Origin of the sequence: Caenispirillum salinarum, assembly GCF_044803115.1 — a bacterium.
Classification (GTDB): domain Bacteria; phylum Pseudomonadota; class Alphaproteobacteria; order Rhodospirillales; family Rhodospirillaceae; genus Caenispirillum; species Caenispirillum salinarum_A.
On record NZ_CP085224.1, the window covers coordinates 3,175,935 to 3,191,485 of the forward strand.

Genomic DNA, 15,551 nt, shown 5'->3' on the forward strand with positions numbered 1-15,551 from the left:
GTCACGTCCTATCCGGTGACTGGGCGCCCACGGCTCTGCCGACCGACGCCTCCATTGCATCGAGTTCCTTGCCGCCGGTGCGCTGGTCCAGCACATGCACGTCAAGCTCGTCGGCCTTGATCACTGCACCGGCGGTTCCCGGCATCAGCGTCAAGGTGTAGGAGAGGCCGAGGGCGACCGAACGGGAGGGCTCGCGCAGGCGGTAGGTGATGAAGGCAGGCGCGGCCATCCGATCCCGGGGCAGAATAGCCCGCCGAGCAACGTCCGCCGACGTCCGGGCAATGCCGCCGATCAACGTCCCCAGGAACCGCACCGCACCGACCGGCGAAACGAGGTTGCCGTTGGGCGGGCGGACGTACCACCCGGCCACCGTCCCGAGCGTCACCGCGACGGCCCCGAACGGCAAGGCGGCAGTCTCGAACTCTGTGATCGGCAGCCACAACAGAACCAGCACCATGACGCGGGCCGCCATATCAATGGCGATCCGGCCGTTCCACCGTGTTCCGATTCGTTGCTGCGGCGTGCGCGGCATGATGTGCCTGCCTATCCCGTCGCCGTTGATGCTCTCGCGAGAAACGGGATGAAGCGTGCTGCGGTTGCGGCGGGCCGCGCCCGCTCGCCCTTACGTTCCGAAGGCCGGGCATGCGGCGTGCGCTAGACCTGACTCCGGTGCCGTTAGTTCCCCCGGGCGCGGCGGCGCCTGCGCGCACCCAGCGTGCCCAGCAGGATGCCGGAGAAGATCAGCACCAGGCCCGCGCCGTGGAACCAGTACAGGCTCTCGCCCAGGAAGATGACCGCCAGGATCGCCGTGAACACCGGCAGCAGGTTGATGTAGAGACCCGCCGTCGAGGCGCCGGCCTCCGCCACGCCCCGGTTCCAGAAATAGAAGGCGCCGATGGACGGCCCGGTGGCGACATACAGGAACACCAGCGCCATGCCCCAGGTCATGGGAATGGAACTGCCGACCGTCGCCGCCTCCACGGCATAGAGCGGCGCCAGGAAACACAGTCCCGCCATCATCTGCACCGTCAGCATGGCGCCGGCCGTCAGCCCCGGCGGGTGGGCGCGCAGGCCCACGGAATACAGCGACCAAACCAGGACCGCCAGCAGCATGAGCCCGTCGCCGGCGTGCACCTCCAGCCCCATGAGGACGCTCGGATCGCCGCGCCCGACCACCACCAGCACGCCCATCATGGACAGCAGGATGCCGGCGATGCCGCCCGCCGAGGGCCGCTCGCGCAGCCAGATCCACGAGACCAGCACGATGGTCATGGGCATGGAGGTGTTGAGCAGCGTCACGTTGATCGCCGTCGTCGTCTCCAGCGCCATGTAGAGGAACAGGTTGTAGAGGCCCGCCGACAGGATGCCGAGTACCGCGATGCTCTTCCACTTCGCCCGCACCACCGGCCACTGGTTCAGCACGGCCGATGCGGTGAAGGGCAGCAGGATCAGGATCGCCAGGCTCCACCGCACCACCGACAGCGCCAGAGGAGAGATATCCGCCACCGCAACGCGCCCCACCACGGCGTTGCCGGCCCAGAACAGGGGCGGCATCACCAGCATCAGGTAGGGCGAGGCCCACCAATGGACAGTTTTTGTGGCGGTGGGGGACGTTTGGCTGCTCGACAAGCCGGGGCTCTTCCGGATCAAGGGGTTGGTCTCTGCTGGGGCGGCTACCATGCCCGACCGGCCGAGGCGGCCACAAGGGCCGCTATCACCGTGACAGGCGTCGGCCGTTGCGGCAGGATTGCGGACGATGCCTTCCCTGCACTCCGTCCGGAGACCGTTCCCATGTTCACGCTCGACGACCGCCTGGCCGCGGACACCGTTGAAATCGCCCGCTGGCCGCTCTGCCGCGTGCTGCTGATGAACGACCGGACATACCCCTGGCTGATCCTGGTGCCGCAGCGCGAGGGGATGAGCGAGATCCATGAGCTGACGGCGGCCGACCGGGCGCGGCTGATGGAGGAAGCCTCCTGCGCCGCGCAACGGCTGCAACTGTTCACCGCCGCCGACAAGATGAACGTCGCGGCCCTGGGCAACATGGTGCGGCAGTTGCACGTCCACGTCATCGCCCGCTTCGACGACGACCCCGCCTGGCCCGGTCCGGTGTGGGGCGCGAAGGAGCGCGAGCCCTATTCCGAGGCGGAACTGCCGCATGTCGTCAGCCGGCTGCGCGAGGCCATCACCCCGCCCGAGGTGGACCCGCCGACGCGCGAGGGCGGACAGGGCAGCGGCAGCGCCGTCCGCCGCGCCCAGGCGCCCGGCACTCGAACGGTGCACTGATCCCAGCGAGCGGCGCCGACAACTTTTTCGGAATATGCTGATCGGCGACCGCGTGCCGCGCGTAAGCAGTGGGAATGCTTGCTGAAATCGTGCCCAGCCCAGGACCGCCGATGCCCTCCTCCGCTTCCCCGGTGATCGTTCTCTTTCGCGACGACCTGCGCCTGGCCGATCATCCGGCACTGGCGGCCGCGGCCTCTTCCGGCGCGCCGGTGATCCCGTTGTACGTAGTGGACACCAATCAGGGATTGGGCGCCGGCGAAACCGCGCGGCCGCTAGGTGGGGCCCTTAAGTGGTGGCTGCACTACAGCCTGGAAAGCCTGGACGAAAGCCTGCGCGCCGTCGGATCGCGTTTGATCCTGCGCAGCGGCCGCCCGCACGAGGTGGTACCGCAACTCGCCGCCGAAACCGGGGCGGCTCGCGTGCTGCTCAACGACACCGTGGTCCCCGCCCACCGCGAAAGCGCCCGCCTCATGGCGACGGCGCTGAAAGATCAGGGGGTGGAGACGGAGGCCCTGCGCCCCGACGCACTGGTCTGGCCGACGCAACTGAGAACCGGCACGGGCGGGCACTACAAGGTCTATACCCCGTTCTGGAAGGCCCTGAAGCAGGCGGTCGGCGAGCCGGAGACCCTGCCCCCGCCCGAACGCCTGGCCGCACCGAACCACTGGCCCGACAGCACGCCGCTTGCCGACGCCTGCCTGACGCCCAGCAGGCCCGACTGGGCCGGCGGCCTGCGGGAAAGCTGGACGCCCGGCGAGGACGGCGCCTGGACCTGCCTGCACACCTTCATCGACGGCGCCCTGGCCCGCTACCGCACCGGCCGCAACCTTCCGGCGGAGGTCGGCACGTCACGCCTGTCGCCGCACCTGCGCTTCGGCGAGATATCCGCCCGGCAGGTGTGGAACGCGGTGCGCAGCATGGTCGAGCCGAACGCCAGCACCGACGCCTACCTTGGCGAAATCGGCTGGCGGGAGTTCAACCGCTACCAGCTGTTCCACAACCCCGACCTCCACCGCACCCCGCTGCGCCCCGAATTCCGCCTGTTCCCCTGGCGCGAGGACGACGCCGACATCCGCGCCTGGCGCAAGGGCCTGACCGGCTACCCCGTCGTCGACGCCGGCATGCGCGAGCTGTGGGAGACCGGCTGGATGCACAACCGTGTGCGGATGATCGTCGGCTCGTTTCTGGTCAAGGACCTGCTGGCGCCCTGGCAGGTTGGCGAGGAATGGTTCTGGGACACGCTGGTGGACGCCGACTGGGGCAGCAATCCCGGCAACTGGCAGTGGGTCGCCGGCTGCGGCGCCGATGCGGCGCCCTTCTTCCGCGTGTTCAACCCGGTGCTCCAGGGCGAGAAGTTCGACCCGCGCGGCGACTACGTCCGCCGATGGGTGCCGGAACTGCGCGGGATGGACCGTCGCGTCATCCACAAGCCCTGGCAGGCGCCGCTGGAACTGGCCCGCACCGGCTATCCCGAACCCATGGTCGACCACAGCCACGCCCGCCACCGCGCCCTGGCCGCCTGGCGGGGCATCAAGGATGCGGCAGAGTAGCCTCGGGGCGGCGCCTTTCATTCGCAAACCGGAACGATTGCAACTGCGCCCGCAGTCGCCGGTCGTTCCGCGTCCGTATCATCCCTCCATCGGCCGGCCCACGGCGCGGGCAAGCACCAGGTAGAGCTTGCCCATGTCGGCGCTGGTCAGCGTAGCCGCCAGAACCTCCGCCCGGTCGGTCTGGCGGGCGGTGCGCAGCAGGCTTTCGTACTCGGCGATGTAGCGGTTCACATAGTCGCGGAACTCGGCGTTCGCGCCGTACAGTTCGCGGATCTGGCCGGCCTGCTTGCGGGTCAGCGTGCGGGCGGCGTGGCGCAGGAAGGCCGACGTGTCGCCGCGGTAGTAGCGCTGCCACAACTCCTCGTCCACCGTCGGGCTGAACAGGCGGGTGACGTCGACGGCCACCGACTGAAGGCGCTCGATGATGAACACCGCGCTGTTGAGGAAGCGCTGCAGGTCCGCCTGGTCGCGCGAGGCCTCCAGGGCGCGCAGCTTCTCCTCCGCGCGGTCGGCGACGTGGTTGAGGGTTTCCGCGCGACGCTCGAACAGGGTGCCGGCGCGCTCGGTCTGGTCGGTCAGGCGGTCGCTGGCGCGGCTGAGGCCATCGGTCTGCGCGCGCATCTCTTCCAGCGCCGCCGTGACCTTCTCCATGGACTCTTCCGACGTGCGGCCCAGGTCGCGGAAGCGCACCCGGAAGTCCTCGCTCGCCAGGCGCATTTCCTCGGCGATGCGGCCAGTATGCTCGCGGTATGAGGCGACCGCGTTGTCCAGCGCCTCGGCACTTTCGCCCACCGCCGTGGAGCCGTTGACGACGATCTCGTGCAGACGCGAGCCGGTGGTGTCGAGCGCGTGCGCGAGGTCGCCGATGTGCTGAAGCGCACTGTCGGTCACCTGCGCCAGCATCTCCGCCCGCTCTCGCACGCCGGCGTCGGTGGCGGCCAGGGCGTCGGCGGCGCGGTCGGCGGAGTCCGTCAGGGCGTTGACGTTGCCGGTCAGCGCCTGGGCGAGGTCGCCCACACGGGTCTCGCAGTCGCCGGTGGCCCGCTCGATCTGCTCCGTCAGGAAGCGCGTGCGCTTGCCGACGTCCATGCCCAGCGCATCCATGCGCGCCTCCACCCGCCGGGCGGCCTCGTCCACCGGATCGGCCAGCCCCTCGCCGCGCTCCCGCAGCGCCGCGACCAGGATGTTGACGCGCTCCTCGGCCGAGCCTGCCGTGCGGTCGATAAGGGCGGCCAGTTCCGCGGCCTTGGCCTCCATGCCCTCGCCCACCGTCGACAGCCGCGCCTCGACGCCGCGCGCCGCCTCGTCGATGGGCGCCAGAAGACCGGCGGCGCGCTTGGTCACCGCCGTGTTCAACTGCCCGATGCGGCCCTCTGCCTGCTGGGCGGCCTGATCCACCGTCTCGGTGAGCGCCGCGGCCTGGGCCTCCATGGCCTTGCCGGCGGAATACAGGCGCTCCTCCACCCGGGCGACGGCCTCCGCCACGGCACCGTCCAGTTCCTCGGCCCGCTGGCCCAGGCGCTGACCAACCGTTTCGCCACGCTGCTCCGCATTCGACACGACCTCGTCCAGCGCCGCATCCAGCGCCGTGACGATCTTGCGCGCCCGGTCGATGAAGGTCTGGTTGAGCCCGGTGAGGCGCGTGTCGGCTCCGGCGGCCGTTTCCTCCACCTCCGCACCGGCCTTGCGCAGGTCCTCGGTCAGGGCGAGCAGGCGGTCGCGCGCGTCCTCGGCCACGCCGGCAATCCCCTTGGTGCGGGTCTCGACGCTTTCCGCCGCTTCGGTGGCGCGGGCGATGACGCCGTCCGTTTCCTCGGTCGCCGCCTTGACGCCGGCCGTGATGCTCTCCAGCCGCGACAGCGCCTCGGCGGTGGCACCGTCCAGGGCCTTGGCCTGTTCGGACAGTGTGTTTTCGTTGGCCGCCATACGCTCGCTCAAACGGGCGACCACCGCGTCGACGGCTTCCACCTGCTTTTCCAGGCTGCCGCGGATGCCGCCGGTCTGGCGCTGCACTCGCACCGCCGTCTGTTCCAGCAGGTCGGCCTGGGCGCGCACGTCTTCCGAGGCTTCGCGGGCGCGGGCGCCGATGTTGTCGGTGGCGATGCCCAGCGCGCGCACCCGTTCCAGCGCCGTCGCGCCCACGGTGTCCAGGCGGCCGGTCGCCGCATCTGCCATGTCGTTGACCGACTGCGCGTAGCCTTCGGCCTTGCCGGTTATGCCGTCCAGGCGGGCGCCGGCCTCGTCGACGGCGGATGCCATGCCGGCCTTGGCGCCCTCCAGGGCCTCCGACGCCTCGGCGGCGCGTTTCACCGCATGGTCGGCAGCCTCGTCCAGCGCCTTGGCGGCGGCAGCCACGTTGTCGCGGGCCTGGACGGCGTGCTCGTCCAGGCGCCCCACGGCGCGCTCCACACGGTCGGCGCCATCGGCCAGCGAGGTGAGCGTTTCCGTGGTGCTGCCGGCCAGAATCTCGGCGGCTTCGCGCAGGGTCTTGCCGGCCTGCTCGGCACGGGAGGCGACGCCTTCCTGGCGCTCCACCAAATGTTCCAGCGCCTCGACGCGGCCCGTCGTGTTCTGGGTGAGCGTGTCGAGCACCTTGGTCTGGTTGTCCAGCACCTCGAACAGGCGCACGCCGGCTTCCTCGGCCTTGCCCGTGGCGCCGTCGACGGCGCTGGTGTGCTTGGCGAGCCCGTCCGAGAGCCGCTTGCCGACGCTTTCCACCCGTTCCAGCACGCCTTCCAGGGCGCTGACCTGTTCCTTCAGGGCGTCGGCCGCCGTCTTGGCCTCGCCGCCGACGGAGCCGGACACGCGGGCCAACTCGCGGTTTTCCTCCGACAGCATGGCGCGGGCGGCCTCGGCGCGTTCCACGGCGCGGCGGCTGGCGTCGGTCAGGGCCTCGGCCTGCTCCTTGAGCGCATCCGTCACCTGCCCCACCCGCGCCCGCGCGGCGGCGTCGGGATAGGTGAGCCGCGCCAGGTGCTCGCGCAGAAGCCGGGCCTCGTGCCGCAGGGCCGCCCCGCGCTCGATGGTGGAAACCACAAGCCATAGCACCGCCACCGGCACCAGCGCGCCGGCCGCCAGTCCGCCGAACACCTCCGGCGCCACGTCGGGAAGGGCCGGCCAGCCCATGGTGCGGCCGATGTACCAGGCGCACACGCCCAACCACGCCGCCGACAGCAAAAGGGCCGCACCGTACAACCATCCCGCGCCACGGCGCGGCGGCGCAGGCTCCAAAGCATCCTCGGGCCCCAGCGCCGGAGCCACGGCCGGAACGGGATGGTTGCCCGATCCGCTGCCCGTGGCAGTGCTGCTGGTGGCGGAGGAAGAGGAAGACGGGTCTTGCGCGCCGCTGGTCGTCGCCTCGTCGGCCTTCACTGCAACGGTACTCCTGCGGGAGAACGGAGGATGCGAACACGGGCGGACCGACGCAACATGCGGCACGGTCCGGTGGAGCGAAGCCTACACCGCGTCGTGATCCCATTCCAGCGCCGCAAACATGCCGAGTCGCTTCCCTTCGTCCGGCGGCTCTACCACTCATGATTTTTTGCCATTATGAACAATGATCATGGGATGCGGAACGAAAGGCGATCGTCGCGCCTGGGATGCTTTTTCGCGCCGTCTCGCGCGGAAGCAGGGCCGGCTACCCTCGCGTGCCGTGGTACAAGCTTTTCACCGGAAGAGGTAGCACACCACCCTGGAACGGCGGGGGCGCATGGGGGACATGGGGAAGACGCCGGGGCTGGACATCCTGGGGACGACGGTCCACGCCCTGACGCTGGACGAGGCCGCACGCCGCATGGTCGCGACGGCGGTCGGGCGCCGGCCGCTGACCGTCTGCCCCCGCGACGCCCACGGCATCATCCGCGCCCGCTCCGACACCGGCCTGCGCCGGGCCCATGACCGCGCAGACCTCGTCACCGCCGACGGAATGCCGCTGGTGTGGTTGCAGCGCCTGGCCGGTTTTCGTGAAGCCGAAAGGGTTTACGGGCCCGACCTCATGGACCGCGTCTGCGACCTCGGCCGGAACCAGGGCCTGCGCCATGTCATCCTGGGCGGTCGGCCGGGAATCGCGGCGCGGGTGGCGGCGGAGCTTGAGGCACGGCATCCCCGCGTTCGGATCGCTTGCGCCGCGGGCCTTCCCATGCGCCCGCCGGGCCGCCTGCCGCAAGCCGGCGAGGACCTGGAGACGCTGCGCGGCGTCGAGGCGGACGTACTGTGGCTGGGCCTGGGATCGCCGCGCCAGGAGCTTTGGCTGGATGCCAACCGCGCGGCCCTGGAGATTCCGGTCCGCGCCGGTGTGGGCGCGGCCTTCGACTTCATCGCCGGCACTGTGCCGCAGGCGCCGCACCCGTTCCGTGCCGCCGGGCTGGAATGGCTGTGGCGGCTGGCGGTGGAGCCGCGCCGGCTCGGCCCGCGCTATGCCCGCACCGTGCCAGTCTTCCTGCTGCTCTGCGCCCGGCACCGGCCGTGGCGGAGGCGTACCGCATGAGCAGCATCACGCCCGTTGCCGTCCTCGACGCCGACCCGCCGCTTGTGCGCCGGGCGCCCGCCGCGCTCAAACGCGCCATGGACGTGGCTCTGGCGGCGCCGCTGCTGGCGCTCGCCCTGCCGGTGATCGCGGTCGGTGCCCTCGCCATCCGTCTCACCGACGGCGGCCCGGCCTTCTACAGCCAGATCCGCCTGGGCCGCGACGGCCGGCCCTTTCGCCTGTGGAAGCTGCGGACCATGGTGCGCGACGCCGAGCGCATGCTCGCCCGCCGGCTGATGACTGACGACGTCCTCAAGGCGGAATGGACGGCGACCTGCAAGCTGGCCGGCGACCCGCGCATCCTGCCCGGCATCGGCCACCTGCTGCGCCGCTACGCGATCGACGAGTTGCCGCAGTTGTGGAACGTGCTGCGCGGCGACCTGTCCCTGGTGGGGCCCCGTCCGCTGCCCGCCTATCACCTGAACGCCCTGGACCCCGGCACCCGGGTGCTGCGGCGCGGCGTCCGCCCGGGGCTGACAGGCCTGTGGCAGGTCGCCCGCCGCGACCGGTCCCTGGCGGAAATGGAGAGACTGGACGCAGTCTATGTGCGCTCCTGGACGCCCCTGCTGGACGTCAGGCTGCTCCTGAGGACGATCGTCGTGTTGAGCGGCGGTCGGCACTGCCTGTGACCACCGCCCGCCCTTCCGGCATTACCCTGCTGATGCTGGCCGCGCCCGTCCTGGCCGCCGCCGGGGCGGTGCTGGGCGGATCGGGCGTCGTGCTGCTGGCGTTGGCCTGCGCCCTGCTGCTGGCGCTGGGCGCCCGGCTGACCATCGCGGGCCTGATGGCCGCCGTGCTGCTGGCCGAGCCCCTGGCGGAGGCGCTGAAGCGCGCCGTATTCCTGCTGGGCGAGGACAGCGCGGCGGCCTACTACGGCGTGCAGCTTCTGCCGGCGGCCCTGCTGGCGGTGGCGCTGGCCGCCGCCCTGCCCCGCCTTCTGGGGGCGCGTCTGCCGACCAGCGGCATTTGGCTCGCGGCGCTGGTGGCGTGGATCGGCGCGGCGGCCGTCGCCTCGTCCTACGGGACTCCCTGGTTCCAGCGGCTGGGCGCCCTGCACCAGGAAATCCTGCCGGCCCTGATCTTCCTGCCCGCCCTGCTGATCGGTGCCGACCCGGCCGCGCGCGCCACCCTCGCCAGGGCGGCGGCGCTGGTCTGCATCGTCAGCGCCGCATACGGCATGTGGCAGTTCCTGGCAGGATACACCGGCCTGGACCTCGCCTGGGCCATAGGCGCGGCGGAACGGTCCATCCAGGCCGGCAAGGTGCACGCCTGGATGATCGGCGACAGCTGGGAGCGCCGCATCTTCTCGCTGTTTCCCGACCCGTTCACCTGGGGGCAGGCCTTGACCGGCGCGCTGGTGATCGTGCTGCTGGCGCGCCTCGGGCCCGGATGGACCCTCGCCACCTGGGCGGCGGTATTGATCGGACTGACTCTTACCCAGAGCCGCACGCCCTGGCTGACCCTGGCGGTCACCGGCGCGGCATGGCTGGCGCTTGGCTGGCGGCCGCTGCGGCGCCCGGCGGTGATCGTCGGCGCGGCGCTGGCCGGGTTCCCGCTGACGCTGTGGCTGGGCGGCTGGGCCTACGACACTCTGTTCACCGGCCTGCCCGCCACCGACGATCCGTTCCTGCGCCGCTACCTTACCGTCGGCACCATCGAGGCCCGGCTCGATGCGTGGGCGAACCTGCGCGACGTGCTGACCGCTCACCCGCTGACGGGCCTTGGTGCCGGCACCGATCCCCGCTACGGCGCGGCCCTGCCCCTGCCGCCGGCACTACTGGCGGCGCACGACAGCCACAACGTGCTGGTGAAGCTGGCCATCCTGGGCGGCCTGCCCGCCGTGGTGCTGTTCCTGGGGTTCCTGTGGCGGTGGACGCGCGAGGCTTTTCCCGCCGGTTCAATCGTTTGCGCCGATGCCCGCCTGGCCGCCGCATTCCTGCTGGGCAGCCAGGCCGCCGGGTACATGAATGCCGGCATCTTCCTGACGTGGCAGTATTTCCTCGTGCTGGGGCTGGTGGCCGGTGCCGCGGCCGTGGCGAAGGCACCGCCGCAAGTGGTAGCGTCCCGCCTCGATCAATCCCCGGCATCCAGGAGGATCGTGGCGTGAACGTCACCTTCGTCATGTACGGCGCGTGGTTCGCCCAGGGCGGCATGGAAAAGTACAACCGCCGCCTCATCCGCGCGCTGACGGAACTGCCCGGCGTGAAGGCGCGGGCGTTCTCCGTGCTCGACAACCCGCACGCGCCCTGCCCGGTGCCCATGCGCACCGGCGGCGGCAAGACCAAGGCCGTGCGCGACGCCGTGCTGACCCATGTGCTGACCAACCGTCCCGACGTGCTGATCCTGGGTCATGTGGACTTCCTGCCCATCGGTGCGGCGGCGCGGGTGACGGCGCCCAAATGCAAGGTGATCCTGCTCGCCAACGGCCCGGAGGTCTGGGGCGACCCGTCCCACCGCCGCACGCCGGGGTGGGAGGCCTTCCTGTCGCGCAAGGTGCCCCACCGCATCGCCGCCCTGTCGGAGGTGACGCTCAAGCGCATGAGCCGCCGCCACCACATTCCGCGCGATCGCTTCGCCCTGCTGCCCCAGGCCGTGGACACGATCCACGAGGACGTCAAGCGCCCGCACGGCCACAACATCCTGACGGTCGCCCGACTGGGCGTGCGCGACGTCAACAAGGGCGTCGGCCTGGTGATCCGCGCCCTGCCGCGCCTGCTGGAGCGGTTTCCGGCCCTGCGTTACCGTATCGTCGGTGCCGGGCCGCTGATCGAGCCCCTGTGGGACTATGCCGTGCAGATGGGCGTCCACCGCCGGGTGGAGTTCCTGGGTCCCCTGGACGACGCCGCGCTGGACAAGGTCTACCGCCAGACCGATCTGGTGGTCCTGCCGTCGAAGAAGGAAGGCTCGGGCCTGGCCTTTCTGGAAGCCTGGTCCCACGGCATCCCGGTCGTCGGCGGCACGGACGATGCCGCGGCCTGGCTCATCGAGGACGGCGTCACCGGCCTGACCGCCCCGCCGGGACAGGTGGGGTCCGCCATCTGGCGTGTGCTGCTGGATGCCAAGGCGGCGCGCGAGATGGGCCGCAAGGGCCGCGAGCAGATCCCCGGTGCCTTCGACCATGAAAGCTTCCGGGCCCGCCTCGCCGCCCTTCTGGAGGTGCCCGACACGGCCGCCGTCGCCGAAGGTCCCGCCGCCCTGCCCGAGATGGACGAAGCCCAGTGGGAGCCCGTCTCGTGGGAGGACACCCCCGCCGACGACGTCGAGGCCGAACCCTGGCCGGCGGCCGGGACCGACGCAGGCGCCGAGGCCTGGGCCGACCCGGTGCCGCCGCAGGAGCCCGACCCCTGGGCGCCCGCCCCCGATCCTACTCAAACGTATGAACAAGCCGAACCGCGCCCGACCCTTGGCGATGCGCTCGGCGAAATGATGCCCGATGACGTGCGCCGGCAGTGGGAGGAGGAAGGCTTCACCCTGCCCGACAACGGCACCGATCCCAGCGATGCATGGCGGCCGCAGGAGCCCGGCGCGCCCGGCGACGGGGACGACTGGTCGCGATCATGAGGGTTCTGATGGTCCACGCGCGCTACCGCCATCCGGGCGGGGAGGACGTCTCGGCCGCCACCGAGGCTGAAGCCCTGTCGGCCCTTGGCGTCACGGTGGAGCGCTGGACCCTGCCGCCGGAGGACGGCTCCGGCGTTCGGGCCTTCGGCCGCGCCGTCTGGAACCGCACCGCCGCCGCCGAACTCGGGGAGCGGGTCGCGGCGGCGCGGCCGGACATCGTCCACGTTCAGAACTTCTTCCCCACCCTGTCGCCGCTGGTCCACCGCACGGCGGCGCGGCTGGGGCTGCCGGTGGTGCAGTCGGTGCGCAACTGGCGGCTGGTCTGCCCCGCCGCCACCCGCTTTCGCGCCGGACGGCCGTGCGACGCCTGCACCGGCCACGCCATCGCCTGGGCCGCCCTCGGCCGCCCCTGCTGGCGCGACAGCCGCACCGCCACGGCGGGCGCCGCCGCCGCGCTGGGCCTGCACCGCCTGATCGGCACATGGCGGCGCTGCGTGCGGGCTTTCGTCTGTCCCTCCACTGCCGTGGCGGACGTGCTGCCCGCCTCCTGGCCGCGCGCCATCGTCCCCAACATGGCCGATCCCGGCACGGCCGGGCCGGGCGGCGGCCCGATCATCTATGCCGGCCGGCTGACGCCGGAGAAGGGCGTCAGCCTCCTGGCCGACGCCTGGCGCCGGTTTCCCGGCCTGCCGCCGCTGCACGTCATGGGCGACGGGCCGGCGCGGGCGGCGCTGGAGGGGATGCCCAACGTCGTCCTGCTCGGCCAGCGCTCCCATGCCGAGGTGCTGGAGCGGCTGTCCACCGCCCGCGCCGTGGTGGTGCCGAGCCTGTGGCCGGAGCCCTTCGGGCGCGTGGTGATCGAGGCCGCCGCGCGGGGCACGCCGGCGATCGTCAGCGCCGCCGGCGGCCTGCCGGAACTGGTGGAGGACGGCGTGACGGGCTTCGTCGTCCCCGCCGGATCGTCCGCCGCCGTCGCCGGCGCCGTGCAGGGCCTGCGTCCTGCCATGAGGACCGCCGCCCGCGCCGCCTTCTCCCGCCGGTTCGCCGCGCCCGTGGTGGCGCCGCGTCTGCTCGAGGTCTACCGCTCATGCCTGTGACAGCCGCCCCGCCGCCGCCCGGCCTCGCCGCCGCCGACCACCCGCACGCCCAGGCCGACCGGCTGCGCCGGCAGCTCACCGTGCCCTGGAGGCGGCGCGGCACCATCGCGGCGGTAACGCTTCTGGGCGTCGTTCTGGCGGGGTTGGTGATGGTGCTGGTCACGCCGCTCTATTCGGCGACGGCGCTGGTCCTGGTGGCCGCGCCGCAGAGCCGGGTGGTGGAGATGGACGCCGTCATGGCCGGCACCCCCGCCGACGCCGCCACCGTCTTCACCGAGGCGGAGGTCCTGCGCGCCCCCGCCCTGCTGCACAGGGTGGCGGAGGCGGAAGGGGTTTACGCCGACCCCGAGTTCAACGCCGCGCTTAAGCCGGCGGGCCTCGTCTCCCTGGCGCTCGGGATGCTGCCGGCGGAATGGCGGGCGGTGGTTCTGGGGCGGGCGCCGGTGGAGGACCCCCGCAGCCCCGCCGCGCGCGCCGACGCGCTGGAAGAATTCCGCGACGCCGTCTCCGTGGCGCCGGTCCATCGCTCCCGCGTGCTGCGGGTGACGGTGGAGAGCGAACGGCCGGAGACGGCGGCCCGCCTGGCCAATGCCCTCGCCAGGGCCTACCTTACGGCACAGCTTGAGGCCAAGTTCGACGCCACCCGCAAGGCGACGGAATGGCTGGACACCCGGCTTGCCGACCTGCGCGCCGAAGTGCGCGCCGCCGAGACCGCCGTGGCCGATTTCCGCACGGCCCAGGGCCTGACCGAAACCGCCGAGGCGCCGCTGACGGCGCAGCAGATGGGCGAGGTCTCCAGCCAGCTCATCCTGGCCGAATCCCGCCGGTCCGAGGCCGAGGCCCGCCTTGCCGCCGCCCGCCGCCTGGCCGGTGGCGAGGGGGTGCCCGAGGTGCTGAACTCGCCGCTGGTGCAACGCCTGAAGGAACAGGAAGCGAGCGTCCTGCGCACGGTCTCGGAACTGACCACCCGCTACGGCGAAAAGCATCCGCGCATGATCGACGCCCGCGCCCAGTTGGACGAGGTGCGCGCCAAGATTGCCGCCGAGGTCGGCGCCATCGTCGCCGGCTTGGAAAGCGAGATGCGCGTCGCCCGCGCCCGCGAGGCCAGCCTGCGCAACAGCCTGTCCCGGCTGGAAGGACGCGACGCACAGGAAGACACCGCCGCCGTCACCCTGCGCGAGTTGGAGCGGGAAGCCGAGGCCTCGCGCCTGATGTACGAGGGCTTCCTGGCCCGCTTCAAGGAAACCAGCGCCCAGGAAAGCCTGCAGGAGCCCGACAGCCGCGTCGTATCGCCGGCCGTCGTGCCCGTCAACCCCTCCCACCCCCGCCGCCTGGCGTGGCTGGGCTCGGCGGGAGTGCTGTCGCTGATGGCCGGGGTGGCGCTCGCCTATCTGCGCGAGCATCTGGACCGGGCGGTGCGCACTGCCGCCGAGGCCGAGGCCGCCACCGGCCGCGCCGTGCTCGCCATGGTGCCGCTGGCGCCCGGCCGCACGCCCGCCGACGCCGTGCTCGATGCGCCGGGCGATGCCGCCGCCGAGGCGGTGCGGAGCCTGCGGGCCCAGCTTCTCATCCGCACGCGCGGAGCGGCGCCCGGCGTCGTGGCCGTCACCTCGTCCCTGCCGGACGAGGGCAAGTCGACCCTCGCGCTCTGGCTCGCCCGCACGGCGGCGCAGGCGGGGCGCCCGGCGGTTCTGGTTGACTGCGACCTGCGCCGTCCGGCCCTGGCCCGCGCGCTGGGCCTTCCCGCCGGGCCGACCGTGCTGGACGTCTTGAGCGGCGAGGCTTCGCTGGAGGAGGCGCTGGCTGACGATCCGCGCACTGGGCTCAAGGTCCTGCCGGGCGGGCGCGCCGGCGTGACCGCCCTGGACCTGGCGGAGGCCGAGGCCACGGCGGCCCTGCTGGCCGACCTGAAGGCGCGTTTCGATACCGTGGTGGTGGACGCGCCGCCGGTGCTTGCCGTCGCCGACGGGCGGCTGCTGGCGCGGCGGGCGGACCATGTGCTCTATGCCCTGCGCTGGGACAGCACCCCGCGCGAGGCAGCGGCGGAGGGCGTGCGGGCGCTGGTGGATGCCGGCGCCGATCCGCTGCCGGTCATCACGCGCATCGACCTCAAGCGGCACGCCCGCTACGGCTATGGCGACGCGGCCTCGGTCTATGGCCGCTATGCCGCCTACTACCGGGCCTGATCCATGCTGCGCCGCCTGCCCGCCCTCGCCTTCGGGCTGGCGCTGATCGCCCTCGCCGGCCCGGCAATGGTGAAGGCGGTTCGCGGCCTGCCGGCCGCGCCGGTGCTGGACGCCCTGCGGGCGGAAGAGACAGTTCCGGCGCATGAAAGACAGCGTGCCGCCCAGGCGCTGGCCGGCATCGACGAGGCTCACGCGCTGGCCGCCCGCGCGGCGTTGCTGCCGCCGGAGGAGGCGGAGACAGCGGCCGTGGCCGCCCTTCGGCGCCGGCCGCTGGATGCCCACACCTGGCTGCGGCTCGCCCACCTGCGGCAGTTGCGCGGCGCGCCGGAGGCGGACGTGGCGGCGG

The 15,551-nt window shown here is 72.2% G+C and carries 11 protein-coding genes; 8 read left to right on the top strand and 3 right to left on the bottom strand.

Translation table 11 applies throughout. The annotated features are described in order from the left end of the window. Nucleotide 1: 1 nt before the first annotated feature. Together LG334_RS14600 and LG334_RS14605 are read right to left on the bottom strand one after the other, a co-directional pair. Nucleotides 2-532, bottom strand: a complete 531-nt coding sequence (locus LG334_RS14600) for a Na+/H+ antiporter subunit E (protein WP_404379126.1) — start codon at nucleotides 530-532, stop codon at nucleotides 2-4. 143 nt (nucleotides 533-675) lie between these two features. Then, nucleotides 676-1,629, bottom strand: coding sequence for a DMT family transporter (locus LG334_RS14605; RefSeq protein WP_404379127.1), 954 nt, complete (start codon nucleotides 1,627-1,629; stop codon nucleotides 676-678). A gap of 162 nt (nucleotides 1,630-1,791) precedes the next feature. On the opposite strand from LG334_RS14605, the gene LG334_RS14610 reads away from it, so the two are divergent. Further along, entirely contained in the window at nucleotides 1,792-2,286 is a 495-nt protein-coding gene (locus LG334_RS14610; RefSeq protein ID WP_404379128.1) for an HIT domain-containing protein, read from the top strand. 110 nt (nucleotides 2,287-2,396) lie between these two features. Further along, entirely contained in the window at nucleotides 2,397-3,836 is a 1,440-nt protein-coding gene (locus LG334_RS14615; protein ID WP_404379130.1) for a cryptochrome/photolyase family protein, read from the top strand. 78 nt (nucleotides 3,837-3,914) lie between these two features. On the opposite strand, the gene LG334_RS14620 is transcribed toward LG334_RS14615, so the two are convergent. Further along, nucleotides 3,915-7,208, bottom strand: coding sequence for a hypothetical protein (locus LG334_RS14620; protein WP_404379132.1), 3,294 nt, complete (start codon nucleotides 7,206-7,208; stop codon nucleotides 3,915-3,917). Nucleotides 7,209-7,545: 337 nt separating this feature from the next. Here LG334_RS14620 and LG334_RS14625 point away from each other — a divergent pair, with 337 nt between their 5' ends. From LG334_RS14625 to LG334_RS14650, 6 genes are read left to right on the top strand one after another with little or no spacing between them, the layout of a single operon-like run. Next, nucleotides 7,546-8,322, top strand: a complete 777-nt coding sequence (locus tag LG334_RS14625) for a WecB/TagA/CpsF family glycosyltransferase (RefSeq protein ID WP_404379133.1) — start codon at nucleotides 7,546-7,548, stop codon at nucleotides 8,320-8,322. Next, complete coding sequence (locus LG334_RS14630) at nucleotides 8,319-8,990, top strand: sugar transferase (RefSeq protein WP_404379134.1); 672 nt, start codon at nucleotides 8,319-8,321, stop codon at nucleotides 8,988-8,990. Before LG334_RS14625 ends, LG334_RS14630 begins: the two co-directional genes overlap by 4 nt. Next, nucleotides 8,987-10,468: an O-antigen ligase family protein gene (locus LG334_RS14635; protein WP_404379135.1), complete on the top strand. Its 1,482-nt coding sequence runs from the start codon at nucleotides 8,987-8,989 to the stop codon at nucleotides 10,466-10,468. Before LG334_RS14630 ends, LG334_RS14635 begins: the two co-directional genes overlap by 4 nt. Next, a complete protein-coding gene (locus LG334_RS14640) occupies nucleotides 10,465-11,922 on the top strand; it encodes a glycosyltransferase family 4 protein (RefSeq protein ID WP_404379136.1) in 1,458 nt (485 codons plus the stop codon). Before LG334_RS14635 ends, LG334_RS14640 begins: the two co-directional genes overlap by 4 nt. Continuing rightward, nucleotides 11,919-13,019 carry a glycosyltransferase family 4 protein gene (locus LG334_RS14645; RefSeq protein WP_404379138.1) on the top strand — a complete coding sequence of 367 codons (1,101 nt, stop codon included), beginning with the start codon at nucleotides 11,919-11,921 and terminating at the stop codon, nucleotides 13,017-13,019. The genes LG334_RS14640 and LG334_RS14645 overlap by 4 nt, the downstream gene beginning before the upstream one ends. Then, entirely contained in the window at nucleotides 13,010-15,205 is a 2,196-nt protein-coding gene (locus LG334_RS14650; protein WP_404379139.1) for a GumC family protein, read from the top strand. The genes LG334_RS14645 and LG334_RS14650 overlap by 10 nt, the downstream gene beginning before the upstream one ends. The last annotated feature ends 346 nt before the right edge of the window (nucleotides 15,206-15,551 follow it).